This window comes from Benzoatithermus flavus (assembly GCF_037908215.1).
GTDB lineage: Bacteria > Pseudomonadota > Alphaproteobacteria > Geminicoccales > Geminicoccaceae > Benzoatithermus > Benzoatithermus flavus.
Window position 1 is genome coordinate 62,087 of the sequence record NZ_JBBLZC010000010.1, and the last position, 24,070, is coordinate 86,156.

The window sequence follows — 24,070 nt, forward strand, 5'->3', positions numbered from 1 at the left end:
GGCTCAGCCCAGGCGCAGGCGGTCGATGCCGACGAGGCGGGCATAGACCAGGTAAAGGACGATCGTGGCGGCGAGGAGCACGCTGCCGAGCGCGGCCGCCATGCCCCAGTTCACCGTCTGCAGCGTGAAGAAGGCGACGAAGTAGCTGATCATCTGGTCGGCTTGGCCGCCGACGAGAGCCGGCGTGATGTAGTAGCCGATCGCCAGGATGAACACGAGCAGGCAACCCGCGGCCACACCCGGCATCGAGAGCGGCAGGTAGACCCGGAAGAAGGCGGTCGTGGGCCTCGCTCCCAAGGAGAGCGCTGCCCGCACGAAGCTCGGCGGGATGCCGCGCATGACGCTGTAGAGCGGCAGCACCATGAACGGCAGCAGCACGTGGGTCATGGCGACGTAGACGCCGGTGCGGTTGAAGACGAGCGCCAGAGGCTCGGTGATCAGGCCCAGCCGCTGCAGGATCTCGTTGATCGGGCCCTCGCGCTGGAGCAGCACGATCCAGCTCGCCGTCCGGACCAGAAGCGAGGTCCAGAACGGCAGGAGAACGAGGATCATGAGGAGGTTCGCCGTGCCCTCGGGCAGGGTCGCGAGCCGGTAGGCGAGCGGGTAGCCCAGGAAGAGGCAGGCGAGTGTGACGACCGTGCTGATCCAGAGCGTGCGCCAGAGCACGGTCCGGTAGATCGCTTCGTCGGCGGAAGCACTCCGGATCGCGCCGTCGTCGCCGCGCTGCAGGTCGAGTGCCGCCAGGAGATAGAAGTCGGTGTAGGGAGCGGCGGCCCGCTTCATCGCCTGCCAGATCTCGGGCTCGGTCCAGGCCGGGTCGAGCTTTGCGAAGGTGTCGCGCCAGCTTCCCTCCGGCGCTTCCGGCAGGCCGCGGCCCGCGGCCATGACCACGCTGCGCCAGCCGCTGTGCTCGACGTTGAGGCGCTTCGCGACCGAGGCCAGCGTACGCGCCTTCTGGGCGGCCACGACCTCGCGTGCGAAGGTCGCGAGCACGGCCTCGTCCGGGATGCCTTCCCCGTTCCAGTCCTGCAGCGCCCGTGCCGTCTCCGGCATAGCGGCGCGGATTTCCGGGTTCTCGACGCTCTTCTCGAGCATGCCAAGGATCGGCAGCAGGAAGAAGCCGAGCAGGAAGGCCACGAGCGGCAGGGTCAGGCCGAGCCCGCTCAGGAGGCGGCGGCGCTCGGCCCGTCGGAGCGATCGGCGCAGGCCGGTATCGGAAGCGGGCATCTCGGTTCTCGTGCTGCGCCGGCCCCGGCAACCGGGCCGGGGCCGGGTCGGGCGGTCGGCTTACGATTTGGCCGCCCAGCTGTTGAAGCGCTCGTTCAGCTTCTCGACATTGTCAGCCCAGAACTCGCGTCCGTAGAACAGGCCGTGCGGCAGGTTCTGCGGTGCCGTGGGCACGTCGGGCATCACCGCGGGATCGACCTGGGCGACGGCCGCTTTGTTCGTGGGCCCATAGGGAATGAGGGGAGGCAGGAGCTTCTGATGCTCGGGTGCGACCAAGTAGGCGAGGAGCTTCATCGCCTCGTCCTTCTTGTCCGAGTTCTTGGGGATCACCCAGCTGTCGATCTGATAAACGAACCCGGCATCCCAGGCGATCTTGAAGTTCCTCTTGTCGGTCTTGTTGGCGGCGGTGATCCGGCCGTTGTAGGCCGAGGTCATCACCACCTCGCCCGAGCCCAGAAGCTGCGGCGGCTGCGCGCCGGCCTCCCAGAAGATCAGGTCCTTCTTGATGGAATCGAGCTTTTTGAAGGCGCGGTCCACGCCCTCTGGCGTCTTCAGCGTGGCGTAGATCTGGTCGTTGGGCACGCCGTCGGCCATGAGCGCGAACTCGAGCGCCTGACGCGGCCCTTTGCGCAGCGCCCGCTTGCCCGGATACTTCTTCGTGTCGAAGAAGTCGGCCCAGCTCTTGGGTGGGTTGTCCTTGAACTTGTCGCCGTCGTAGGCCAGCACGTTGGCCCAGACGATGGCACCCACGCCGCACTCGTGGACCGCCTCGGGCAGGAACGCGTCCTTGCCGCCGAGCTTGCTCCAGTCGAGCGGCTCGATGATGCCCTCGTCGCAGCCCAGCACCAGCTCGTCGGCCTCGACCTGGACCAGATCCCAGGTGGGGGCGCCTTCGGCCTTGGCGCGCAGCGCGCCGATGCCGCCGTCCCAGCTGTCCTCGACCAGCTTGATGCCGGTCTCCTTCTGGAACGGCTCGAAGAACACCTTGCGCTGGGCGTCCTGATAGCTGCCGCCCCAGGACGTCACGGTGAGGTCGCGCGCCTGCGCCACCGTGGCCATGGCCGCGCACGCGGCCACGCCCAGGAGAAAACGCCTGATCCCTGCTCGCATCGTCGATATTCCCCGTTCCTCGTCGTCGTTCCGGCGACGTTCCCGGCCGGGATCATGGCCCGGCCGGGAACGTCGCGCTAGTCCGGCTGTGGGTCGAGCGCCCGACAGTCTTCGGCGAGCCAGGCCACGGTCACGGGGTCGCCCGGCCGCAGGTCGTTGGCGTGGCCGGCACGGTTCGGCACCTTGATGATGAAGTCGTCGTGGCCCAGCACGTTGACCCGGGTGCGGATATGGTCGCCATGGTAGATCAGCTCCTCGACCCGGCCCGGAAAGCGGTTGGGATAGCCGTCCGTGCCGTTCGCGAGCACGACCCGTTCCGGCCGTAGCGAGAGCGTGGTGGCGGCACCCGGACCTTGGACGTTGACCGCGAGCGCTCGCACGACCGCGCCTGCGACCTCGACGTCGCAGTAAGGCCCGTCGACCGTGCGCACGCGGCCCAGGAGCCGGTTGTTCTCGCCGATGAACTGGGCGACGAAGGCATTCTCGGGCGCTTCGTAGAGCTCGGCCGGCGGGGCGAGCTGCTGGATCACCCCGTCGTTGAACACGGCCACCCGATCCGACATGGTGAGCGCCTCGCCCTGGTCGTGGGTGACGTAGACTACGGTGATGCCCAGGCGCTCGTGCAGGTGCTTGATCTCGTACTGCATGTTCTCGCGGAGCTGCTTGTCGAGCGCTCCCAAGGGCTCGTCCATGAGCACGAGCTTGGGCTCGAACACGAGCGCGCGAGCTAGCGCTATCCGCTGCTGTTGGCCGCCCGAGAGCTGGGCCGGGCGCCGGTTCGCGAAGCTCTCGAGCCGGACCATCTCGAGCGCCCGCTTCACCTTGGCCGCGATCACGTCCTTGGCCATGCCTCGCACCTCGAGCGGAAAGGCCAGATTCTCGGCCACGCTCATGTGCGGGAAGAGGGCATAGTTCTGGAACACCATGCCGATGTCGCGCCTGTAGGGCGGGACATGGTTGATCGGCCGGCCGTCCAGGAAAATCTCGCCGTGCGTGGCGGCCTCGAAGCCCGCCAGCATCATGAGGCAGGTGGTCTTGCCCGAGCCCGAGGGGCCCAGCATGGTCAGGAACTCGCCACGACGGATGGCGAGGTTCAGGTTCTTCACCACGAGCGTCTCGCCGTCATAGGTCTTCTGGACGTCGGCGAAGCGCACGAAGGCGGTATCGGTGCTGGGCATCGTCTTTTCTGCTGAGGCCTGTGATCCTAACGGCTACTCTCTTCCCGCCGTGACCTGGCCATGCCACGAAGGGCGCCGCCATTCTTGTTCTGCCCTGTCGCGGCATGTCGTAATCGAGAGCAGGGCCGCTGTAAATGCTGGCGGCGATCAGGAGAGGATGTGACGAAATGACCGAGGAGCTGTTCCGCGAGGACGCCTATCGCACCCACTGCACCGGGATCGTCGAGGCGGCCGAGGACGATGCTCGGGTCATTCTCGACCAGACCGTGTTCTATGCCCGCGGCGGCGGCCAGCCCGGTGACCGCGGCTGGCTCGTGCTGAGCGACGGCCGCTCGCTCGAGGTGATCGATACGGTGCGCGACGCCGCCACCGGCGACATCGTCCACGTCCTGACGCCGAGCAGCGCCCTGCCCCCGCCCGGCGTGGTCCTCACCGCCGAGGTCGATTGGCCGCGACGCCACCGGCTGATGCGGATGCACAGCGCCCTTCACCTCCTCTGCCGGGCGGTGGGCGCTCCGGTCACGGGCGGCCAGATCGACGACGGCAAGGGCCGGCTCGACTTCGACCTCGGCAACACCCCGATCGACCGCGACACGCTCACCGAACGGCTCCGGCGATGGATCGCCGAGGACCGCCCGATCCGGCCTTTCTGGATCGACGAGGCCGAGCTGGAATCCAGACCCGAGCTCGTCCGCACGCTCTCGGTGCGGCCGCCGCGCGGCCAGGGCCGGATCAGGCTGGTCGAGATCGAAGGGGTCGATCTCCAGGCTTGCGGCGGCACCCACGTCCGCAGCACGGCCGAGATCGGCGCCGTGGCGGTGACGAAGATCGAGAGCAAGGGCAAGCGCAACCGCCGGATCAGCCTGACCCTCCTCGACCCCGGCACGTGAGGTCGGGCGACCGGCCTCCCGTGCCTCCTGCCCCTTTCGCCGGACGCGCGGCTGTTTCAGCCATGAAAAAGCCCGGCCGGTGGCGGCTCGGCCGGGCAGAAAGCTCGATGGTGGTACGAACGGGTACGCCTATTCCTCCCGCTGCCCCATGAGCGAGAGCAGCATCTGGAACAGGTTGATGAAGCTCAGATAGAGCTGGAGCGCGCCGAACACGGCGAGCTTGCTGTTGGCCTCGATGCCGGCGTTCTCGGCGTAGGTCTCCTTGATCATCTGCGTATCGTAGGCGGCGAGGCCCGTGAACACGATGACGCCGATCACCGAGACCGCGAACTGGATGGCGCTCGAGCCCACGAAGATGTTGACGAGACTGGCGATGATGATGCCGATCAGGCCCATGAACAGGAACGAGCCGAACTTCGTGAGATCGGCCTTGGTGGTGTAGCCGTAGAGGCTGGCGGCGCCGAACATGGCGGCCGTGATGAAGAACACGCGCGCGATGCTGGCGCCGGTGAACACGAGGAAGATCGAGGCCATGGAGAGGCCCATCACGGCGCAGAAGGCCCAGAACGTCATCTGCGCCGTCGCCGCCGACATGGCGGCGAGGCGGAACGAGAAGAAGAACACGAAGGCGAGCGGGGCCAGCATCACCACCCACTTGAGCGGCGTGCCGAAGATCGGGACGTAGAGGGCCGGGATGGTGCCGACGAGGTAGGCGACGATGCCGGTGAGCGCCAACCCGAGCATCATGTAGTTGTAGACCTGCAGCATGTGCCGCCGCAGGCCCTCGTCGAACTCGGCCCGGCTCGCCCAACGGGCGGTGGCGTAGCGGCCAAGGTAGGGCTCAGCCATGGTTGTCTCCTGAGACGGAAGGCGTGAGGGGGAAGATGCCGGCCCAGGGGCGCGTGGCCGCTGCCCTCCGGGCGATGGCGAGGAGCTCGGGCTCGGGGAGCCCGCCATTGAGCGCGTAGGCGAAGTGGCCGAGCTGCCAGAAGACCGTGAGGTCGCCGTGTGCGGTCACCACTTGCGGACCCGCCACGGCGAAGCTGTCGGCCTCGATCGCAAAGAGGGTGACCAGCCGGCCGCGGCCAGCGTCGTAAAGCGCGAGGAGTCCCGTGCCGCCATCCCCACGGACGAGGTCGGAGCCCAGGAACGCGAGGCCGTCCGGGAGCGCCGGCATCGGCACGACCCCGCCCGTGCGCTCGGCCGTAAGCGGCAGCAGCACGCGGTTCGGCACCGTGCCGGCGGCGAGCTCGAGCCGGGCGGCCTCGTAGGCCTGGGCCGCCTCCTCGGCATAAGACGGTGGCGCGTGCGCGGCCGCCACCTGGTCGACGACGAGGCCGAGCTCGGCATGGGCGAACCAGCCGGCGGCAAGCAGGGCTGCGGCCGCGAGCCCGCGCCGGAGCCGGAGGCCGAACGCGCGCCAGCTCAGCCGGCGCGCAAGCTGGCGTGCCAGTGCCACCGTCGGCGGCGGGGCCGGCCAGGCATCGTCGGCGAGGAAGAGCCGGAGCTCGTCGCGCAGCCGCAGACCCTCCATGATCGCGGCGGCTGCATCGGGGTGCGCCTCGAGGTAGCGTTCGACCGCGATCCGCCCCGCCATGTCGAGCTGGCCGTCGATATAGGCCTGGATCTCGGCGTCGGTGATGCGATCGGCCACGGGCTCACCTCACCACACGCAGGAACGGTCGACGGTCGGCCGGCGCCTCGCCGCCGTGCCCGGTCGCGGCCCGAAGCGCCTCGCGGCCGCGGGCGAGCCGGGACATGAGCGTGCCGAGCGGGATGCCGAGGAGCTCGGCCGCCTCCTTGTATGCCATGCCTTCGAAGGCGACGAGCACCAGCGCCTCGCGCTGTTCCTCGGGCAGCGTCATCAGCGCCTCGACGGTCCGGCTGAGATGAAACTGCTCGGCCTGGCGCGGCGGGATCGCCTCGCTCGCCTCCCGGCCGAGCTGCTCGGCCGTCGCCGCCTCGAGCTTGAGGCGGCGCTGACGGGAAACGTGGGTGTTGTGCACGATCGCAAGGAGCCATTTGCGGACGTCGTGTCCCGGCCGCCAGGTGTGGGCGCCGGACATCGCCCGGACCAGAGCGTCCTGCACGAGATCCTCGGCCTGATCGACGTTGCGGGTCAGGACGAGAGCGTAGCGGCGCAGCGCCCCGAGATGCGAGGCTATGTCGAGGGTCGGCGTGTTCGTACGTCTCATGCTCGGGTATACGCACGGGCCCCGGGTTTAATCCCAAGGGGCCCGGCGGCTTCGGAGGGCTGCCCGACCATAAAGGACGATGTGACGTGAGCGTGAAGACGGCGCAAGGTCTCGGCGAAGCGCCTCCCATCGGGGAGGATCGGTGACGGTGCTCGCCATGGCGGCGTTCGCCTCCTCGGCGATCGCGCGCGTGCTCGCCCCCTGGTGCCGGCGATCGCCGCCGAGTTCGCCACCACGCCGGGTCAGGTGGGCCTGCTCGTCACCGCCTTCACGCTCGCCTGTGGCCTCTGCCGGGCACTCCGGAGACCGATCGGCGACCGGCTCGGCAAGTATCGGATCGTGATGCTCGCCTGCCCGCTCTCGGCGCCGACGGCCGGTGCGGCCATGCTCTTCGCGCACCGCCTGGAGCAGCGGCCGCCGCCGCGCAGGTCCGACACGAGCAGCATGGACGGAGGTTCCGGCCCGTAGCGGAAGCTGCGCCGGATGGTGTTGCTTTCTAAGAGAACAGAAGCGCTAATCGATCCATCTTGTCTTTGCCATCGCACAGGATCGCTACGAGATCGTATCGGAGTACCGGAATCTCGACTCGATGTACGACGATCTTCCTGCGCCTTCGTTTTTTGGCTTGGTTGCAGAAAGTTTTTGTAATATAGTTGAAATCATCTACCGAGTTGGCATCGGCTGCAAACAAAGAAGATTATCCAGCCATATTCATACAACATCATCGCACTACGGGAGGAAACGATGAGCAGAATATTCGGATTCTAGAAGATATCGTCGTCGTTGCCTTTTCCGTGGCGGTCGACATTTCCGCGGCCGCGCCGGGAGCATTCGGCAGCATCGAAGAAAAGGAAGAGCGCGCCGGCATCGCGTCGGGTCCGACGATCCGGCGACGATCTGCGCCATTCGCGCTTCCCGAACGGGGTCAATCGGAGTGAACGCCGTGTCCACGTGGTCGACGTCGTCCCGTAGAGGGACGGCGGGGATGGCTATCGTCCTGCCTTTCCTGGGTCTGACGACCGTGCAGGCGGCCGAGCCGCCACCTTCGGTGGCGCCTCTGGACGTGGCGGCCATGCCGCCACCGGGCCCTTCGCCCCAGGATTACCAGCGATACGTGAAGAACCGGGACTGGCTCGTGGTGCTGGGCAAGGCGTTGTTCTGGGACAGCGCCGTCGGCAGCGACGGACAGGCCTGCGCGAGCTGCCATTTTCACGCCGGCGCCGATCCGCGCACCGTCAACCAGCTCAACCCCGGCATCGCCGGCGGCGACGACAGGTTCGGCGGGATCGAGCCCGCGTCCGCGGTCGGCCGGACCGCCGGCGGCCGGACCGCCGGACCCAACCTGGCGCTGCAGCCCGACGACTTCCCCTTCCACCGGCTCCGGGACAGCCGGAACCGCAACTCGGAGATCCTCTACGACACCAACGACGTCGTCTCGTCCCAGGGCGTGTTCGACGGGCTGTTCATGGGCATCCGCCAGACGGTCAGGCTCCGCGGCCGCAAGCGGGATTTCTGCCGGGCGGCCGACGACACGATCTTCACCATCAACGTCCTCGGCCAGCAGAGAAAGGTGCGCAAGGTCGAGCCGCGCAACACGCCGACCACGATCAACGCCGCCTACTTCTTCCGCAATTTCTGGGACGGGCGCGCGAACAACGTCTTCAACGGCGTCAATCCGTTCGGACGCCGCGCCTTCGTCGATCCCGCCGCCGGCATCGTCACCGCGCCTTCCGCAGGCTCGATGGCGATCGAGCGGGTCCAGCTCGAGAACGCGAGCCTGGCCTCGCAGGCGGTGGGTCCGCCCAACAGCTCGTTCGAGATGGCCTGCGCGAATCGCACCTTCGCCGACATCGGTCGCAAGCTTCTCGGCCGGATCCCGCTGGCCGACCAGAAGATCGCCGCCACGGACAGCGTGTTCGGAAACGGCTCCAGGCTCGGCAACCTGGTCCGCCGCACAGGTGCAGGCCTGCGCCTCACCTATCTCGAGCTCGTCAAGAACGCCTTCCAGCAGCGCCTGTGGGGCGAGGCCGGAACGTGGGCCGTGGCCCCCGACGGGGCCGTGTCAGCGAGCACGACCGGCCACAGCCAGGCCGAGCTCAACTTCTCCCTGTTCTTCGGTCTTGCGATCGACGCATACGAGCGGACCCTGATCTCCGACCAGTCGCGGTTCGACAGCGGCAATCTGAGCGGGCAGGAGCAGCACGGCCTCGCGCTGTTCACCGGCCGGGCCAAGTGCGTCAACTGCCACAACGGCCCCCTGTTCTCGAGCGCCGCCGTGCCACCGCGGCAGCCTCTGGAGCTGATCGAAAACATGGTGATGGGGGTCGGCGGCAATGCGCTCTACGATGGCGGCTTCTACAATATCGGTGTGCGGCCGGTGCTCGAGGATCTGGGGGTCGGCGGCAAGGATCCCTGGGGCAATCCCCTCTCCTTCACCCGGCAATACGTGGATCGCCCTGCGGATCCCACCGGCCGGCCCGACTTCTTCCAGATCGATTTCGCCCAGCCCGGCTCTCCGGACGGCATCCGCGTGGCCGTGGACGGCGCCTTCAAGACGCCTTCCTTGCGCAACGTCGCCCTGACCGCGCCCTATTTCCACAATGGCGGCGAGAGATCGCTCACGGACGTGGTGCGGTTCTACAACCGCGGCGGCAACCGGCGCGACCTCGCGACCGGCGACACGACGGGCACTGGTCCCTTGGGCCAGGGCACGACGTCCGGCTCCAGCGTCGTCGGGAGCAATCTCGATCCCGACATCCAGCCCCTCGGGCTGGAGGAGGGCGACATCGAGGACCTCGTCGCCTTCCTGAAGGCACTCACCGACGACCGGGTCGCCTGTCATCAGGCGCCGTTCGATCACCCCGAGCTGATCGTCAGCAACGGCAGCCTGTCCTTGCCGGCGAGCGGCGGCCGCGCCAGGGACGCACGGCTCCGGCTCCTCGCGGTCGGCCGCGAGGGCTATCCGCGAGCCTGGTGCGATCCCGGCACGGGCGACCTGTTCGATCGCAACCTGATCGGAGGCATGCTGCAGCGCGCGCCGTGACCGGCGGCCGAGCCGGAGCGTCGGATACGAACGGGAGCGGCGCCGTGGGAGATCACGGCGCCGCTTCTCACGTGATGACCTGGCGCGCCCGGCAGGACTCGAACCTGCGACCCTCCGCTTAGAAGGCGGATGCTCTATCCGGCTGAGCTACGGGCGCCTGGATGGGCTTATAGCAGCAAGCCCGCGCGCGACCAACCGGAACGGGGTCGCTCACACGCGGCGGATGAAGTTGTCGGCATAGGACTTGGGCCGGACGATGCGCTGATGCGGCTCGGCGATGCTGTAGCTGAGCCCGTGCTTCTCGCAATAGGCGATCGCCGCCTCCTTGGTCGGGAAGCGCAAGATCACCTGCTTCTCGGTGTCGTCGGAACCGATCCAGCCGATCAGGCGATCCGGCTCCTGGCGGCATTTCGGCTCGTGCTCGACGATCCAGAACTTGGTCTTGAACCGACCCGACTGCGTGGCGGGCTTGGCCGGCTGATAGATCCTCGCATCCATGACCGCGACGCGCGCTCCTTCTTCCCTCGTCTCGGGTTCGTTCGGCTGGAGCCGTGGCCTTTGCAGCTACAACCGGGCGAAGAGGGATTCAAGGCTGCGACACCGCGGCACGCTGCCACTCGCGCCGGAGCCGGTCGCGGTGGATCCGCAGCCACATGAGCGGGATGAGCCCGTTGGCGGCGATGATCCGGCCCGCCTCGACCCAGGCGAACGCCTCCTCGGCCGCAAGCACGTGGGTGCGGATGTCCTCGTGCTCGTCCGGCAGGCCGAAGACGCCACCGCTCTCGGGCGCCGTGACCTCGGCAACGAAGGCGTGCACCCGCTCGGTGGTTCCGCCCGGCGTGGAATGGTAGATGCAGACCGGTGCGAGCCGGCCGACCTCGAGGCCGGTCTCCTCGCGCACCTCGCGCCGTGCCACCGCCTCGGGCGTCTCTTCGGTGTCGATCAGCCCGGCCGGTGCTTCGATCAGCCAGGGATCGCCCGGATGCTCGAGGCAGCCCGTGCGGAACTGCTCCACCAGGACGACGCGATCCTGCACGGGATCGTAGGGCAGCACCACCACCGCCGGCCGCTGGATGAACAGCTCGCGGCTCAAGGGCGGCGTCCAGCCGCCGGCGAAACGCTCGTGGCGCAGCTTGAGACGGTCGAGCTTGAAGAAGCCGTCGTGGAGCCGCTCGCGCTCGAGGATCTCGACCCGGCGGCCCTTCCCTTCTGGCTGGTCGCTCACCGGGGAGGCCTCAGGTGAAGGCCTTGAAGGTGATCAGGGTGAAGGTGTCCTTCACGCCGGGCAGGGTCTGGACCTGCGTGGTCACGAACCGACCGATGTCGATCTCGTCGTCGAGGTGGAACTTCAGGAGCAGGTCGTACTGACCCGAGGTCGAGTAGACCTCCGACACCTGCTCGATCGTCTGCACCACGGCGTCGGCCACGTCGTAGGCGTGACCGAGCTCGCACTTCACCATGACGAAGATCGTCTGCATCAGCCGGCCTTGGCCTTGCTAGGGGTGGCGACCGGGACCGGCCGCAGCAGGAAGCGGGGAATGTGGTCGCCGAAGGCGACGACCGGTGCCTCGGGCAAAGGCTCGGGCTTCGCCGCCGGACGGCGCGCTGCCGGACGGGACGACGGCATGGCCGCAGGCGCGCGGCCACGCCGCGATGCTGCCGGCCGCGGCTCGCCATTGGCGGCCTCCCGGCGGGGACGCCGCTCGCGTGCGGGCTTCGCCGGCTTCGCGCCGTTCGTGACCGGCTCCTCGCCCGGCAGCTCCAGCCGGCGGACGGGTTTGCCGGTCAGCTTCTCGATCGCCGCGACCGACTTGGCCTCCTCGGGCGTCTCCAGGGTGAAGGCGCGCCCGCTCCGGCCGGCACGGCCGGTGCGCCCGATGCGGTGGATGTAGTCGTCCGGATTGAACGGCACGTCGTAGTTGATGACGACCGGCATGTCGGAGATGTCGAGGCCGCGTGCCGCGACGTCGGTCGCCACCAGGAAGTCGACCTGATCGGCCTTGAACGCGTCGAGCGTCGCCTGCCGGTGCACCTGCTCGAGATCGCCGTGAATGTCGCGCGCGTTGAGACCCACGCTCTGCAGATAGCGGTTGAGGCTCGCCACCTCGCGCTTGCGGTTGGCGAAGATGATCGCCTTCGAGACCGCCTGCTGGGCGATCAGCTTGACCAGAGCACGGCGCTTGTCGCGGCCCGAGACCGGCACGAACACGGCCTCGACGTTCTCGGCCAAGGTGGCGGGCCGCGCCACCTCGATCGTGGCCGGGTCCTGCAGGAAGCGCTCGATGATCCGCCGCACGCCGGGCGGCATGGTCGCGGAGAACAGGAGTGTCTGCCGGCGGCCGACGAGGAGGTTCAAGATGCGCTCGACGTCGGGCATGAAACCCATGTCGAGCATCCGGTCGGCCTCGTCGATGACGAGGATCTGGATGCCGCCCAGGAGCACCTTGCCGCGCTCGAACCAGTCGAGGAGCCGGCCGGGTGTCGCGATCAGGACGTCGACACCCTTCTCGAGCGCCTTCTCCTGATCGCCCATGCCCACACCGCCGATCAGGAGCGCCATGGAAAGGTTCAGGTACTTGCCGTAGGTCTCGAAGTTCGCGGCCGTCTGGGTCGCGAGCTCGCGGGTCGGCGAGAGGATCAAGGAGCGCGGCATGCGCGCCCGCGCGCGGCCGTGCGCAAGGATGTGCAGCATCGGCAGGGTGAACGAGGCCGTCTTCCCGGTGCCGGTCTGGGCGATGCCGATGACATCCCTGCCGGCGAGCACGGCCGGGATGGCGCCCGCCTGGATGGGCGTGGGATGGGTATAGCCGGCGTCGGCTATGGCCTTGAGGATCGGTTCACCGAGACCGAGGTCGGCAAAGCCGGGCAGTTCAACGTCCGAAGTTGTCAAGGAATGGACCGTTGCCAAACATGCGTGAGAACTGGACGTGCATGTAGTGATCCGGCAGCGAATGTCAACGAAGCCACTCGCCGTCTGCGTTGACGTCGTCGCCGGAAAGATGGACGTGGCCGGCGAAACCCGAGAATAGTCGTCGAAATATCACAACCACGGACGAGGCCGCCCATGTTGCTCGATCGTCATCGCAGCCTTCTTCTCGTCGTCGACATCCAGGCCCGTCTGGCCCCGGCCATTGCCGGCGCCGAGACCGTCATCGCCCGCACCCGCCTCCTGCTCGAGGCGGCCGCCCGGCTCGAGGTGCCGGTCGTCGTGAGCGAGCAGTACCCGCAAGGGCTGGGCCATACCGACGAGCGGCTCCTGCCTCTGCCCGAGGGGGCTCGCATCCTGCCGAAGATCGCGTTCTCCGCGGCACGCGACGAGGCGATCTTTGCCCATCTCGACCGGCTCGGACGCCGCCAGGTCGTCATGGCCGGCATGGAGGCCCACGTCTGCGTCCTCCAGACCGCCCTCGGCCTGAAGGAGAAGGGCTTCGACGTCGCGGTCGTGGCGGATGCGGTCGGCTCGCGCCTGCCCGAGCGGCGTGCGCTCGGGCTCGAGCGGATGCGGGCGCGCGGCATCGACATCGTCGACAGCGAGATGGTGCTGTTCGAGTGGCTGGGCGAGGCCGGCACGCCCGTGTTCAAGGAGCTGAGCCGTCTCATCAAATGAGGCGGACGCGTTCGCGGCTTGACGGGAGCGCGCGATGGCCGCACGAGGAGCGTCGCCTCGCTCGGCCCTGTAGCGGGAGAGACCGGCCCGATGATGCGTGACGAGATCGTGCTGCTGCCCGGCCTCTTGTGCGACCATCGCTTGTTCCAGGCACAGATCCCGGCCCTCGCCGTGCACGCCGGGGTGATGGTGGCCGATCTCACCCGCGATGCGAGCATCCCGGCGATGGCGGAGCGCGTGCTGGCCGCAGCACCACCCCGCTTCGCGCTCGCCGGCCTGTCGATGGGCGGGTACGTGGCGCTCGAGATCGTGCGGCGAGCACCGGAGCGGGTGATGCGCCTCGCCCTTCTCGACAGCCAGGCCCGGCCCGACAGCGAGGAGACGCGCTCGCGCCGGCGCGGCCTGATGCAGCTCGCCGAGAAGGGCGAGTTCCAGGGGGTGAGCCCGCGGCTCCTGCCGCTCTTCATCCATCGCGACCGGCTGAGCGACACGAGCCTCACGGGCATGGTCCAGAACATGGCGCTGAGCGTGGGCAAGGACGCTTTCCTGCGCCAGCAGACGGCGATCATGGCCCGGGCCGACAGCCGGCCTCATCTGCCGGCGATCCGCTGTCCGACGCTGGTGCTGGCCGGCCGCGAGGACGTGGTGACCCCGCCCGAGCTGCAGCTCGAGATGGCGGCAGCCATCCCGAACGCCACACTGGTGCTTCTGCCGCGTTGCGGCCATCTGGCTCCGCTCGAGCAGCCGCAGGCCGTGACGCGCCAGCTCCTCGTCTGGCTCGAGGCCTGAGCCGGGCGGCTTCCCTGCTTCAACCGGCGCCGGTTTTGCCGTAAGACCCGCGCCACTTTCCATTCCAGAAGCGGCCGGAGCCGATGACCGAGCGCGTCCTCATTCTCGATTTCGGCTCGCAGTACACCCAGCTCATCGCGCGCCGGGTGCGCGAGCAGCGGGTCTATTGCGAGATCCACCCCTGCACGGTGCCGGACGCGTTCGTGCGCGACTTCGGGGCCAAGGGCATCATCCTCTCGGGCGGGCCGGCCTCGACCCACGAGGCGGCGAGCCCCAGGGCACCCGCCGCCGTGTTCGAGGCCGGCGTGCCGGTGCTCGGCATCTGCTACGGCGAGCAGACCATGTGCGCCCAGCTCGGCGGCACGGTCGAGCCGAGCACGCACCGCGAGTTCGGCCGCGCGATCATCACGCTGAAGGAGCCCTCGCCTCTGTTCGAGGGCATTCTGGCGCCGGGCGACCGCACGGCGGTGTGGATGAGCCACGGCGATCGGGTGACGGCACTCCCGCCGGGCTTCAGGCCGATCGCGGAGAGCGAGGGCTCGCCTTTCGCCGCCATCGCCGACGAGGCCCGGCGCTTCTACGGCGTGCAGTTCCATCCCGAGGTCGTGCACACCGGGATCGGTGCCAGCCTCCTGCAGAACTTCCTGTTCAAGCTCTGCGGCGTTGCGGGCGACTGGTCGATGCACGCCTACCGCGAGCAGGCGATCGCCCGTATCCGTGAGCAGGTCGGCGATGCCGGCGTGATCTGCGGCCTCTCGGGCGGGGTCGATTCCGCCGTGGCGGCGCTCCTCATCCACGAGGCGATCGGCGACCAGCTCACCTGCGTGTTCGTGGACACGGGCCTCTTGCGCTACGGCGAGGCCAAGGAGGTGGTCGAGCTGTTCCGCGGCCACTTCAACATCCCGCTCGTCCACGTCGAGGCAGGATCCCTGTTCCTCGAGAAGCTCGCGGACGTCACCGATCCCGAGCGGAAACGCAAGATCATCGGCGCCACCTTCATCGACGTGTTCGAGGCCGAGGCCAGGAAGCTTCCGAACATCCGCTTCCTGGCCCAGGGCACGCTCTATCCCGACGTGATCGAGAGCGTGTCGTTCAAGGGCCCGAGTGTGACGATCAAGTCGCACCACAATGTGGGCGGCCTGCCGGAGCGCATGGCCTTGGGCCTGGTCGAGCCGTTGCGCGAGCTGTTCAAGGACGAGGTCCGGGAGCTCGGGCGCGAGCTCGGCCTGCCGGAGCCCTTCGTGCAGCGCCACCCCTTCCCCGGCCCCGGCCTCGCCGTGCGGATTCCGGGGGCGGTCACGGCCGAGCGGGTCGCCACCTTGCAGCAGGCCGATCGGATCTTCCTCGAGGAGATCCGCGTATCCGGCCTCTACGATCGGATCTGGCAGGCCTTCGCCGTGCTCCTGCCGGTGAAGACGGTGGGTGTCATGGGCGACGCTCGCACCTACGAGGACGTCTGCGCGCTCCGCGCCGTGACCTCGGTCGACGGCATGACCGCCGACTTCTTTCCCTTCGAGCCCGCGTTCCTGGGTCGGGTCGCGAACCGGATCGTCAACGAGGTCAAGGGCATCAACCGCGTCGTCTACGACTACACCTCGAAGCCGCCGGGCACGATCGAGTGGGAGTGATCGGGGCGAGCACCCGTCTCACACCCGCTCCGCCACGCCCGCCACGAAGTCGTAGGACGCCTCCAGCGTGTAGCGCGAGCCCTCGGAGCGGAGCTGGCTGGAATAGAGGCCGAAGCTGCTCACCGGGAAGCGCTCGGTGCGGAACAGGTTGCGGTGGAAGAGATAGGAGGCGAGCCGCGGCTCCGGCGGCGGGGAGCGGAAGCGGCCGAGCGTCACGTGCGGCGTGAACTTGCGCCGCTCCGGCTCGAGCCCGACCTCCTCGAGCACGCGCTCGATCCGCCGCCGCAGGGTCGGCAGAGCACCGCTCGGGTCCTCGACCCCGACCCAGAGCGTGTGCGGCGCCCCGCGCGGCGGGAACTGGCCGAGGCCCTTCAGTCCGATCTCGAACGGCGGGTGACTCACCCCGGCCAGATGCTCGCCGATTTCGTAGAACAGGCCCTGGTCCACCTCGCCGATGAAGCGGAGCGTCAGGTGGAACTGCTCGGACGTGCTCCAGCGCACGCCCGGCAGGCCCTCGCACAAACGATCCAGGGAGGCGACCACGTCCTCCGGCAGGTCGAGGGCGATGAACAGACGCGGCATGGTCGGTCCCTCCGGAGGCTGGTGATCCGCGAAGGCTAGCCGATACGCTCGGCCTTGCCAAAGGCGACCGTACCCCATACCTACTCGCGGTCGGTCGCGACGCTCGTCCGTCTCGCCATCGAGGCTACCGGGGCGCGCGTCGATCCACTGCTAAGGAAAGCGGCGTGAAATCGGAAGAGTTCATCCGCGAGGTCGACGAGGAGCTGCAGCGCGAGCAGCTGGCCAAGCTGTGGCACCGCTATGGCGGCCTCGTCGTGGGGCTCGCTGTCCTCGTCGTCGTCGGGACCGCCGCCAAGGTGGGCTGGGATCACTGGCGCCAGCAGGCGATGGCGGAGGAGGCGCTGCGCTTCCATGCGGCCGAGCAGGCGCTGACCGCGAAGCCGGCCGAGGCGGCCGAGCAGTTCGCAGCGCTCGCCGCGCAGGGCGACACGGGCTACGCGGCGCTCGCCAGGCTGAAGGAGGCGCAGGCCCGGATCACGCTCAAGGACCAGGTCGCGGCCAAGAAGGCGCTCGAGGAGCTCGCGACGTCGGGGACGGGCGACGCCGTTCTGCGCGATCTCGGCACGCTGCTCGCCGCCTCGCACGAGCTCGACACGGCCGATCCCGGCGATCTCGCCCGCCGGCTCGAGCCCCTGGCCCAGGACGACGCGCCGTGGCGCTACCGGGCGCGCGAGCTCCTGGCGCTCCTCGCGATCCGCACGGGCGATCTCGACAGGGCCAGAAAGCTGCTCGAGCCCTTGAGCCGCGAGGTCGGCGTGCCGCAGACGCAGCAGCGCCGGGCGCAGGAGCTGCTGGACGCCATCGGCGGTGCAACGCAGCAGGCAAGCTCATGAGGCATTCCTTTTCCCGCCGGAGCCTTCTCGGCACCGCGGCCATGCTCACCCTGGCCGGCTGCAGCGGCGATACCTGGCTCGGCGAGAAGAAGGCTCCGCCGCTGCCGGGCGAGCGCAAGTCGGTGCTCCTGATCGAGGAGCAGGTGCGCGCCGATCCGCGCCTCGCCGATCTCAAGATCACGCTGCCGGTGCCGCAGCGGAACCCGGACTGGCCCCAGTCGGGTGGCAATCCGCAGCACGCCATGCAGCATCTGAGCGTGGCCGAAACGATCGGCCGTGCCTGGAGGGCCGATATCGGGACCGGCTCGGGCAGCCGGACCCGGCTCCTCGGCACGCCGGTGGCGGCCGGCGGCAGGGTGTTCGCGGTCGACGGTGCCGGCGTGGTGAGCGCCTACGAGGCGGGGAACGGCGGCCGGGTCTGGAGTTTCGGGCCCAAGGACGTCGAGGAGATGGACCGGCTGCAGGGCGGCGCTTGTGCCTTCGACGGTGGCCGGCTCTATGTCGCTACCGGCTACGGCACCGTGTTCGCCGTCGACGCTGCGACCGGCCGGGAGCTGTGGCGCCAGCCGTTGCGGGCGCCGATGCGTGCGGCACCGACCGTGGTGGACGGCAGGGTGCTGGTGCCGACCGCGGACAGCCAGCTCTACGCGCTGCGCGGCGACAACGGCGAGATCCAGTGGCGGCATGCCGGCCTGTTCGAGCAGGCGGCGATCCTGGGCGGCGCCTCGCCCGCGGTCGCGGGCAACACCGTCGTCGCCACCTATCCTTCGGGCGAGGTGGTGGCGCTGTCGCTCGACAACGGCCAGCCTTTGTGGAACGAGACCGTGCTGCGGCCGCGCCGCACGCTCGCCATCGGCGCCATCACCGACATCGTCGGCGATCCCGTGATCGACGACGGCAAGGTGATCGTGGCGGGTGCGAGCGGCGAGATGGCGGCCTTCGACCTCGATCGGGGCGAGCGGCAGTGGAGCGTCGACGTCACCTCGACGCAGACCCCCTGGGTCGCGGGCGACTTCATCTACGTGCTCACCGAGCGCAACGAGGTCGTCTGCATGCTGCGCCAGGGCGGGCGCGTGCGCTGGGTGAGCCCGCTCGCGGAGCTGGTCGATCCCAAGGACCCGGACTCGCGGCGGATCCGCTGGGTGGGGCCGATCCTCGCGAGCGACCGTCTGCTGCTCGCGAGCTCCGAGGGCGAGGTCGCGAGCGTCTCGCCCTACACGGGCGAGGTCCTGGGCAGGACCTCCCTCGCCGGTGCCGTCAGCGTGCCGCCGATCGTCGCCGACGGCACCGTCTATTTCCTGACCGACGGCGGCGAGCTGCTGGCCTATCGCTGACGATGGGATGACGAGGCTGCATACGGTTGCGATTCTCGGCCGGCCCAATGTCGGCAAGTCGACCCTCTTCAACCGCCTGGTCGGGCGAAAGCAGGCGATCGTCGACGACACGCCCGGCGTCACCCGCGACCGGATCGAGGGCATCTGCCGGCTCGGCCGGATTCCGTTCCGGGTGGTCGATACGGCGGGCCTCGAGGCCGGGCCCGAGGAGAGCCTGGCGGGCCGGATGCGGCAGGTCGCCATGCAGGGCCTGGCCGAGGCCGATGTCGGCCTGTTCCTGGTCGATGCCCGCACCGGCATCACCCCCATGGACGAGGAGATCGCGGCCGAGCTCAGACGCCAGGCGAAGCCCATTCTCCTCCTCGCGAACAAGAGCGAGGGCCGCATCGCCGAGGCGCAGGCCGCCGAGGCCTGGAGCCTTGGCCTGGGCGAGCCCCTTCTGGTCTCGGCCGAGCACGGCGACGGCCTCCCCGATCTCCTGGCCGCGCTCGAGCCCTATCTCACCGCCGATCCCGGGCCGCCTCCGGCCGAAGAGGCCGAGGGTGGAGCTCGGGAACCGGAGCGGCCGCTGCGGCTGGCCCTGGTCGGCCGCCCGAACGTCGGCAAGTCCTCGCTCGCCAACCGGCTGATCGAGGAGGACCGGCTGCTCACCGGCCCCGAGCCCGGCCTCACACGCGACAGCATCACCATCCCGCTCGTCTGGCAGGGGCACAGGATCGATCTCGTCGATACCGCGGGTCTGCGCAAGAAAGCACGGGTCGAGGCGAGGCTCGAGAAGCTCTCGACCTCGGCGACCTTGCGGGCGCTCAAGATGGCCGAGGTGGTCGTCCTCGTGGTCGACGCCACCATGCCGCTCGAGCGGCAGGATCTGACGATCGCCCGCCTCGTGGCCCAGGAAGGCCGGGCGCTGGTGATCGCCCTCAACAAGTGGGATCTCGTCGCCGATCCCAACGCCACCATGGCCGAGGTGCGCCGGGCGCTCGCGGACCAGCTCGCCGACGTGCGGGGCGTGGCTTACGTGCCGCTCTCGGCGCTCACGGGCCGGAACGTCGACCAGCTGCTGCCGGCCGTGGTCGAGGCGCATGCACGCTGGAACCGGCGCGTGCCGACCTCGGCCCTCAACCGCTGGCTCGAGGCGGCACTGGAGAAGCATCCGCCGCCGCTCGTACAGGGCCGGCGGGTCAAGATCCGCTACGCCACCCAGGCCAAGGCACGCCCGCCGACCTTCGTCCTGTTCGCGAACAAGGCCGCGGAAGCCCTGCCCGAGAGCTATCTGCGCTATCTCGCGACGGGCCTGCGCGAGACGTTCGACCTCGGCGGCGTGCCGATCCGCTTCCACGTCCGGCACGGGGAGAACCCTTACGCCCCGGACTGAGCGAACCGCACGATCTCGCCGTGCCGCGTGCAGCCCGGCAGCAGGAGCTCGATCAGGGGCGGCACCTTCGTGGCCGGGCCCGGCTGCGCGTCCGGGCGCTCGCCCGGAAAGGCGCGCGCACGCAGCCGGGTCGCCATCGGGCCGGGGTCGTACAGGTTGACCCGAAGGCGCGTGATCCGGGTTTCGGCGGCATAGCTGAGCGCCAGGGCCTCGAGCCCGGCCTTGCTCGTGGCGTAAGCACCCCAATAGGCGCGCCCCGGCAGCACGCTGCCGTCGGTCACGAACACGGCCCGGCCGGCATCGGCCGCCCGGAGCAAGGGGTCGAGGCTCCGGATCAGGCGCTGGTTGGCGACGAGATTGACGGCCAGCGCCTGGTCCAGGACCTTGGGCTCGAGATGGCTCACGGGCGTGATGGTGCCGAGCTCGGCGGCACAGGCGACGAAGCCGTCGAGGCGCTTGAAGCGCTCGTAGAGCGCGCCACCCAGGGCGTCGACGAGATCGCCGCGGGTAACGTCGAGCTGCACCAGCGTGGCCTCGCCGCCGTGCCGGCGGACCGCGTCGTCGATCTCCTCGAGCGCCCCCTTGGTGCGCGCGACGAGGACGAGATGCGCCCCTTCGGCGGCGCAGGCTTCGGCCACGGCGGCGCCCAGGCCGCGCGATGCACCGGTGATCAGGATCACGCGCCCGGCGAGGCGACCGGCGGAAGCGGCCATCGTCATGCGTCCTCGAGCAGGAAGGTCATCTGCCGGCCGCCGAGCTCACCTTCGAGATCGGCGAGGCGGGTGGGATAGTCGCCCGTGAAGCAGGCGTCGCAGTATTGCGGCACGGCGTGATCGCGGCGCGCCTCGCCGACCGCACGGTAGAGCCCGTCGATCGAGAGGAAGGCGAGGCTGTCCACACCGATGATCCCGGCCATCTCCTCGACCGTGTGGCGTGCCGCGAGGAGCTTGCTGCGCTCGGGCGTGTCGACGCCGTAAAAGCAGCTATGGGTCGTGGGCGGGCTCGCGATCCGCATGTGGACCTCGGTAGCACCGGCGGCGCGCACCATGTTCACGATCTTGGTCGAGGTCGTGCCGCGCACGATGCTGTCGTCGACCAGCACGACACGCTTGCCCGCGAGGCTCGCCCGGTTGGCGTTGTGCTTGAGCTTCACGCCGAGATGGCGGATCGAGTCGCTGGGCTCGATGAAGGTCCGCCCGACATAGTGGTTACGGATGATGCCGAGCTCGAACGGCAGGCCGGATTCCTGCGCATAGCCGATCGCGGCCGGCACACCGCTGTCCGGTACCGGCACCACGACGTCGGCCGGCACGGCACTCTCGCGGGCGAGCTCGGCGCCGATGCGCTTTCTCACCTCGTAGACGCCCCTGCCCTCGACCATCGAGTCGGGCCGGGCGAAATAGACATACTCGAAGATGCAGAACCGGTGCGGCCGGGGCGCGAACGGACGCAGGCTCTTGAGGCCGTTCCTGTCGATGATCACGATCTCGCCCGGCTCGACGTCGCGGACGAACTCGGCGCCGATGATGTCGAGGGCACAGGTCTCGGACGCCAGGATCCAGGCCTCGTCCAGCCGGCCGAGCACCAGCGGGCGCACGCCCAGGGGATCGCGGCCGCCCAGGATGCCGTCCGCGAACACGGCCACGAGCGACCAGGCGCCGTCGATCTCGCGCAAGGCGTCCACGACGCGAGCCACGATGTTCTGCCGGCGGCTCCGGGCGATCAGGTGGACGATCACCTCAGTGTCGGTCGTGGACTGGAACAGGCAGCCCTCCTCGACGAGGCGGCGCCGGAGGACCATGGCATTGGTGAGATTGCCGTTGTGCGCGACCGCGAGCCCGCCGAAGGCGAAATCGGCGAACAGCGGCTGCACGTTCCTGAGCATGCTGGCCCCGGTCGTGGCGTAGCGGGCATGGCCGATCGCGGCATGGCCCGGCAGCCCGTCGATCACCGACTTGCGGCCGAAGATGTCGCCGATCAGGCCCACCGCGCGGTGACTGTGGAAGTGCTCGCCGTCGAAGCTGACGATGCCGGCCGCCTCCTGGCCGCGATGCTGCAGCGCGTGCAGGCCCAGGGCGGCGTGCGCCGCGGCCTCGGCATGGCCGTGGATGGCGAAGATGCCACACTCTTCCTTGAGCTTGTCGCCGTCGAAGGGCAGGCCGGTGCCGATCTCGGTCAATCCTCTCACCTCAGCGTTGCGGAGCAGGCGGCAGGGGCTTCGCGATCACCTGCCGCTGCCCGGTCGTGGAACCATGCCCGCCCGTGGCACGGGCGGCCTCGTCCTCGATGGCGCCGTCCGCGGCACCCGCCGCCGCCAGCCCCTCCCGCCGGTAGCGCTCCGGCACGAGCCGCGCCAGGAGGGCGGAACCTTCGCGCACGGGCTCGATCAGGTAGGCCTCCTGCACCCACCGCGGCTGCAGCTCGGGCTTGATCAGGCTGCTCGCGACGAGATAGGCGACGGCGACTAGGACCGCACCCTTCAGAGCGCCGACCACGAGCCCCAGAAGCTTGTCGAGCGGACCTAAGGGGCTGCTCTCGACCGCGCGGACGACGACACCCGCCACGATCTTGCAGACGACGAGCACCACGATAAAGGCGCCTGCGACAGCAAGCGCAGCGGCCACCGTGTCGTTGGCCACGGCCTGCCTGACCATCGGCGTCAGACGGGGCTGCACCGCCACGGCGGCGATGCCCGCCACCACCCAGCTCAGGAGGCCCAGGATCTCGGCGACGGCACCTCGGGTGAGCGCCACGAGCGCCGAGAGGCCCACGACCACGATGACGAAGGCATCGAACAGCGTCAGCGGCAGCTCGTGCATCACGTCAGCCTGCCAGCTTGCGGGGGCGCTGGAGCGGCCCGCCGCCCATGAGGCCGACGAGATCGGCGAGCCGGGCGAGCTCGTCGCCTGCGAGCCCCGCCGGGCGGTCCTTGCCCGTCCGCGGCATGACCGCGCGCTCGAAGCCGAGCTTGCGCGCCTCCTTGAGCCGGGCCTCGATGTGGCCCACGGCGCGCACCTCGCCGGCGAGGCCCACCTCGCCGAAGAAGACGCTCGCCCGCGGGGCCGGGCGGCCCAGCTCGGAGGAGACGATCGCCGCGGCCACGGCGAGATCGGCCGCCGGCTCCTGCACGCGCAGACCACCCGCGACGTTGAGGTAGACGTCGCGCGTGCTCATCACGAGGCCGCAGCGCGCTTCCAAGACGGCGAGCAGCATGGCGAGCCGGTTGCCGTCCCAGCCCACGACCGCGCGACGCGGCGTGGCGAGACCGCTCGGCGCCACCAGGGCCTGGATCTCGACGAGAAGCGGGCGCGAGCCTTCCATGCCGGCGAAGACCGCGGCACCGGCCACCCCGTCCTCACGGTCGGCGAGGAACAGGGCGGAAGGGTTCGGCACCGGTACCAGGCCGGCGTCCGCCATCTCGAACACGCCGATCTCGTTGGCCGGGCCGAAGCGGTTCTTGACCGCGCGTAAGATCCGGAACTGATGGCCGCGCTCGCCCTCGAAGTAGAGCACGGCGTCCACCATGTGCTCGAGCACGCGCGGGCCCGCGATCTGGCCGTCCTTGGTGACGTGGCCGATCAGCATGAGCGCGCTGCCGCGATCCTTCGCGAACCGGATCAGTCCTTGTGCTGCCGCACGGAGCTGGGTCACGGTGCCGGGTGCCTGCTCGAGCCCGTCGACCCACATGGTCTGGATGGAATCGACGATGACGAGGGCCGGAGCCTTCGCGTGATCGACGGTGGCCAGGATGTCGCCGACCGAGGTGGCGCTGGCGAGGCGCACCGGGCTGCCGGCGAGGCCGAGGCGGAGCGCCCTGAGCCGGATCTGATCGACCGATTCCTCGCCGCTGACATAGACGACCTCGCGCCCCCCATCCGCCAGGGCCGCCGCCGCCTGGAGCATGAGGGTGCTCTTGCCGATGCCGGGATCGCCGCCGATCAGAAGGACCGCCCCCGGCACGATGCCGCCGCCCAAGACACGGTCGAGCTCCTCGATGCCGCTCGGCAGGCGCGGCGGAGGCGCCATTCTGCCCTCGAGCGAAACGAGATCGAGCCTGCGCCCTTGCGCCTTCCCGCCCGCGGCCGCCGTGGTGTTCCTGGTGCTCGCCTCCTCGACGATGCTGTTCCAGGCACCGCAGTCCTCGCAGCGGCCGGCCCACTTCGGGTAGACGGCACCGCAGGTCTGGCAGACGAAGGATCGTTGCGCCTTGGCCATGGAGGTCCTGGAAGATGCCCGAGAGCGGGCGGAAGGAACGCGTGAGCGGAGCAGCTCGCCCCGC

The 24,070-nt window shown here is 69.4% G+C and carries 25 protein-coding genes and 1 tRNA gene; 10 read left to right on the top strand and 16 right to left on the bottom strand.

The annotated features are described in order from the left end of the window. Nucleotides 1-3: 3 nt before the first annotated feature. From U1T56_RS11625 to U1T56_RS11635, 3 genes are all read right to left on the bottom strand, one after another. Entirely contained in the window at nt 4-1,227 is a 1,224-nt protein-coding gene (locus tag U1T56_RS11625) for an ABC transporter permease (protein WP_418159641.1), read from the bottom strand. A gap of 60 nt (nt 1,228-1,287) precedes the next feature. Next, nucleotides 1,288-2,337: an ABC transporter substrate-binding protein gene (locus tag U1T56_RS11630; protein ID WP_418159642.1), complete on the bottom strand. Its 1,050-nt coding sequence runs from the start codon at nt 2,335-2,337 to the stop codon at nt 1,288-1,290. Between the two features lie 77 nt (nt 2,338-2,414). After that, nucleotides 2,415-3,515, bottom strand: a complete 1,101-nt coding sequence (locus U1T56_RS11635) for an ABC transporter ATP-binding protein (RefSeq protein WP_418159643.1) — start codon at nt 3,513-3,515, stop codon at nt 2,415-2,417. 167 nt (nt 3,516-3,682) lie between these two features. Between U1T56_RS11635 and U1T56_RS11640 the strand changes: the two genes are divergently transcribed. Further along, the gene (locus U1T56_RS11640; protein WP_418159644.1) at nt 3,683-4,405 is read left to right on the top strand and encodes an alanyl-tRNA editing protein; all 723 of its coding nucleotides are present in this window, start codon (nt 3,683-3,685) and stop codon (nt 4,403-4,405) included. A 129-nt stretch (nt 4,406-4,534) separates the two neighbouring features. Here the strand turns inward: U1T56_RS11640 and U1T56_RS11645 are convergent, their stop codons facing one another. The 3 genes from U1T56_RS11645 to U1T56_RS11655 are packed head-to-tail and all read right to left on the bottom strand — an operon-like array spanning nt 4,535 to nt 6,600. Continuing rightward, nucleotides 4,535-5,254 carry a Bax inhibitor-1/YccA family protein gene (locus tag U1T56_RS11645; protein ID WP_418159645.1) on the bottom strand — a complete coding sequence of 240 codons (720 nt, stop codon included), beginning with the start codon at nt 5,252-5,254 and terminating at the stop codon, nt 4,535-4,537. Beyond that, entirely contained in the window at nt 5,247-6,059 is an 813-nt protein-coding gene (locus U1T56_RS11650) for an anti-sigma factor family protein (RefSeq protein WP_418159646.1), read from the bottom strand. Before U1T56_RS11650 ends, U1T56_RS11645 begins: the two co-directional genes overlap by 8 nt. A gap of 4 nt (nt 6,060-6,063) precedes the next feature. Continuing rightward, on the bottom strand, nt 6,064-6,600 hold the full coding sequence (locus U1T56_RS11655) for a sigma-70 family RNA polymerase sigma factor (protein ID WP_418159647.1): 537 nt from the start codon (nt 6,598-6,600) through the stop codon (nt 6,064-6,066). A 204-nt stretch (nt 6,601-6,804) separates the two neighbouring features. On the opposite strand from U1T56_RS11655, the gene U1T56_RS11660 reads away from it, so the two are divergent. The 3 genes from U1T56_RS11660 (at nt 6,805) to U1T56_RS11670 (ending at nt 9,643) form a co-directional block, all read left to right on the top strand. Beyond that, nucleotides 6,805-7,068 carry a hypothetical protein gene (locus U1T56_RS11660; protein WP_418159648.1) on the top strand — a complete coding sequence of 88 codons (264 nt, stop codon included), beginning with the start codon at nt 6,805-6,807 and terminating at the stop codon, nt 7,066-7,068. A gap of 185 nt (nt 7,069-7,253) precedes the next feature. Further along, nucleotides 7,254-7,538 (top strand): hypothetical protein, encoded by a 285-nt coding sequence (locus U1T56_RS11665; protein WP_418159649.1) that lies wholly within the window; start codon nt 7,254-7,256, stop codon nt 7,536-7,538. A gap of 47 nt (nt 7,539-7,585) precedes the next feature. After that, complete coding sequence (locus U1T56_RS11670) at nt 7,586-9,643, top strand: cytochrome-c peroxidase (protein ID WP_418159650.1); 2,058 nt, start codon at nt 7,586-7,588, stop codon at nt 9,641-9,643. Nucleotides 9,644-9,723: 80 nt separating this feature from the next. On the opposite strand, the gene U1T56_RS11675 is transcribed toward U1T56_RS11670, so the two are convergent. From U1T56_RS11675 to U1T56_RS11695, 5 genes are all read right to left on the bottom strand, one after another. Beyond that, nucleotides 9,724-9,800 (bottom strand) — tRNA-Arg (locus U1T56_RS11675). Nucleotides 9,801-9,853: 53 nt separating this feature from the next. Next, on the bottom strand, nt 9,854-10,141 hold the full coding sequence (locus U1T56_RS11680; RefSeq protein WP_418159651.1) for an ETC complex I subunit: 288 nt from the start codon (nt 10,139-10,141) through the stop codon (nt 9,854-9,856). Between the two features lie 88 nt (nt 10,142-10,229). Next, nucleotides 10,230-10,868, bottom strand: a complete 639-nt coding sequence (locus tag U1T56_RS11685; RefSeq protein ID WP_418159652.1) for an NUDIX domain-containing protein — start codon at nt 10,866-10,868, stop codon at nt 10,230-10,232. Nucleotides 10,869-10,878: 10 nt separating this feature from the next. Next, nucleotides 10,879-11,121, bottom strand: a complete 243-nt coding sequence (locus U1T56_RS11690; RefSeq protein ID WP_418159653.1) for an Lrp/AsnC family transcriptional regulator — start codon at nt 11,119-11,121, stop codon at nt 10,879-10,881. Further along, the gene (locus U1T56_RS11695; RefSeq protein ID WP_418159654.1) at nt 11,121-12,533 is read right to left on the bottom strand and encodes a DEAD/DEAH box helicase; all 1,413 of its coding nucleotides are present in this window, start codon (nt 12,531-12,533) and stop codon (nt 11,121-11,123) included. The genes U1T56_RS11690 and U1T56_RS11695 overlap by 1 nt, the downstream gene beginning before the upstream one ends. Before the next feature lie 174 nt (nt 12,534-12,707). Between U1T56_RS11695 and U1T56_RS11700 the strand changes: the two genes are divergently transcribed. From U1T56_RS11700 to guaA, 3 genes are all read left to right on the top strand, one after another. Then, the gene (locus U1T56_RS11700) at nt 12,708-13,250 is read left to right on the top strand and encodes a hydrolase (protein ID WP_418159655.1); all 543 of its coding nucleotides are present in this window, start codon (nt 12,708-12,710) and stop codon (nt 13,248-13,250) included. A gap of 90 nt (nt 13,251-13,340) precedes the next feature. Beyond that, a complete protein-coding gene (locus U1T56_RS11705; RefSeq protein ID WP_418159656.1) occupies nt 13,341-14,039 on the top strand; it encodes an alpha/beta fold hydrolase in 699 nt (232 codons plus the stop codon). A gap of 83 nt (nt 14,040-14,122) precedes the next feature. Further along, nucleotides 14,123-15,667, top strand: coding sequence for a glutamine-hydrolyzing GMP synthase (guaA, locus tag U1T56_RS11710; protein ID WP_418159657.1), 1,545 nt, complete (start codon nt 14,123-14,125; stop codon nt 15,665-15,667). 18 nt (nt 15,668-15,685) lie between these two features. Here guaA and thpR read toward each other — a convergent pair whose 3' ends face one another. Then, the gene (gene thpR, locus U1T56_RS11715; protein WP_418159658.1) at nt 15,686-16,249 is read right to left on the bottom strand and encodes an RNA 2',3'-cyclic phosphodiesterase; all 564 of its coding nucleotides are present in this window, start codon (nt 16,247-16,249) and stop codon (nt 15,686-15,688) included. 164 nt (nt 16,250-16,413) lie between these two features. Here thpR and U1T56_RS11720 point away from each other — a divergent pair, with 164 nt between their 5' ends. From U1T56_RS11720 to der, 3 genes are read left to right on the top strand one after another with little or no spacing between them, the layout of a single operon-like run. Continuing rightward, on the top strand, nt 16,414-17,082 hold the full coding sequence (locus tag U1T56_RS11720) for a tetratricopeptide repeat protein (RefSeq protein ID WP_418159659.1): 669 nt from the start codon (nt 16,414-16,416) through the stop codon (nt 17,080-17,082). Next, on the top strand, nt 17,079-18,416 hold the full coding sequence (locus U1T56_RS11725; RefSeq protein ID WP_418159660.1) for an outer membrane protein assembly factor BamB family protein: 1,338 nt from the start codon (nt 17,079-17,081) through the stop codon (nt 18,414-18,416). Before U1T56_RS11720 ends, U1T56_RS11725 begins: the two co-directional genes overlap by 4 nt. A 7-nt stretch (nt 18,417-18,423) precedes the next feature. Continuing rightward, the gene (gene der, locus U1T56_RS11730) at nt 18,424-19,791 is read left to right on the top strand and encodes a ribosome biogenesis GTPase Der (protein WP_418159661.1); all 1,368 of its coding nucleotides are present in this window, start codon (nt 18,424-18,426) and stop codon (nt 19,789-19,791) included. On the opposite strand, the gene U1T56_RS11735 is transcribed toward der, so the two are convergent. The 4 genes from U1T56_RS11735 to radA are packed head-to-tail and all read right to left on the bottom strand — an operon-like array spanning nt 19,776 to nt 24,006. After that, on the bottom strand, nt 19,776-20,504 hold the full coding sequence (locus U1T56_RS11735) for an SDR family NAD(P)-dependent oxidoreductase (RefSeq protein ID WP_418159662.1): 729 nt from the start codon (nt 20,502-20,504) through the stop codon (nt 19,776-19,778). The genes der and U1T56_RS11735 overlap by 16 nt on opposite strands. Nucleotides 20,505-20,506: 2 nt before the next feature. Further along, complete coding sequence (gene purF, locus U1T56_RS11740) at nt 20,507-21,961, bottom strand: amidophosphoribosyltransferase (RefSeq protein ID WP_418159741.1); 1,455 nt, start codon at nt 21,959-21,961, stop codon at nt 20,507-20,509. Between the two features lie 19 nt (nt 21,962-21,980). Next, nucleotides 21,981-22,610 (bottom strand): CvpA family protein, encoded by a 630-nt coding sequence (locus U1T56_RS11745; protein WP_418159663.1) that lies wholly within the window; start codon nt 22,608-22,610, stop codon nt 21,981-21,983. Between the two features lie 4 nt (nt 22,611-22,614). Beyond that, nucleotides 22,615-24,006, bottom strand: a complete 1,392-nt coding sequence (gene radA / locus U1T56_RS11750) for a DNA repair protein RadA (protein ID WP_418159664.1) — start codon at nt 24,004-24,006, stop codon at nt 22,615-22,617. Nucleotides 24,007-24,070: the final 64 nt, after the last annotated feature.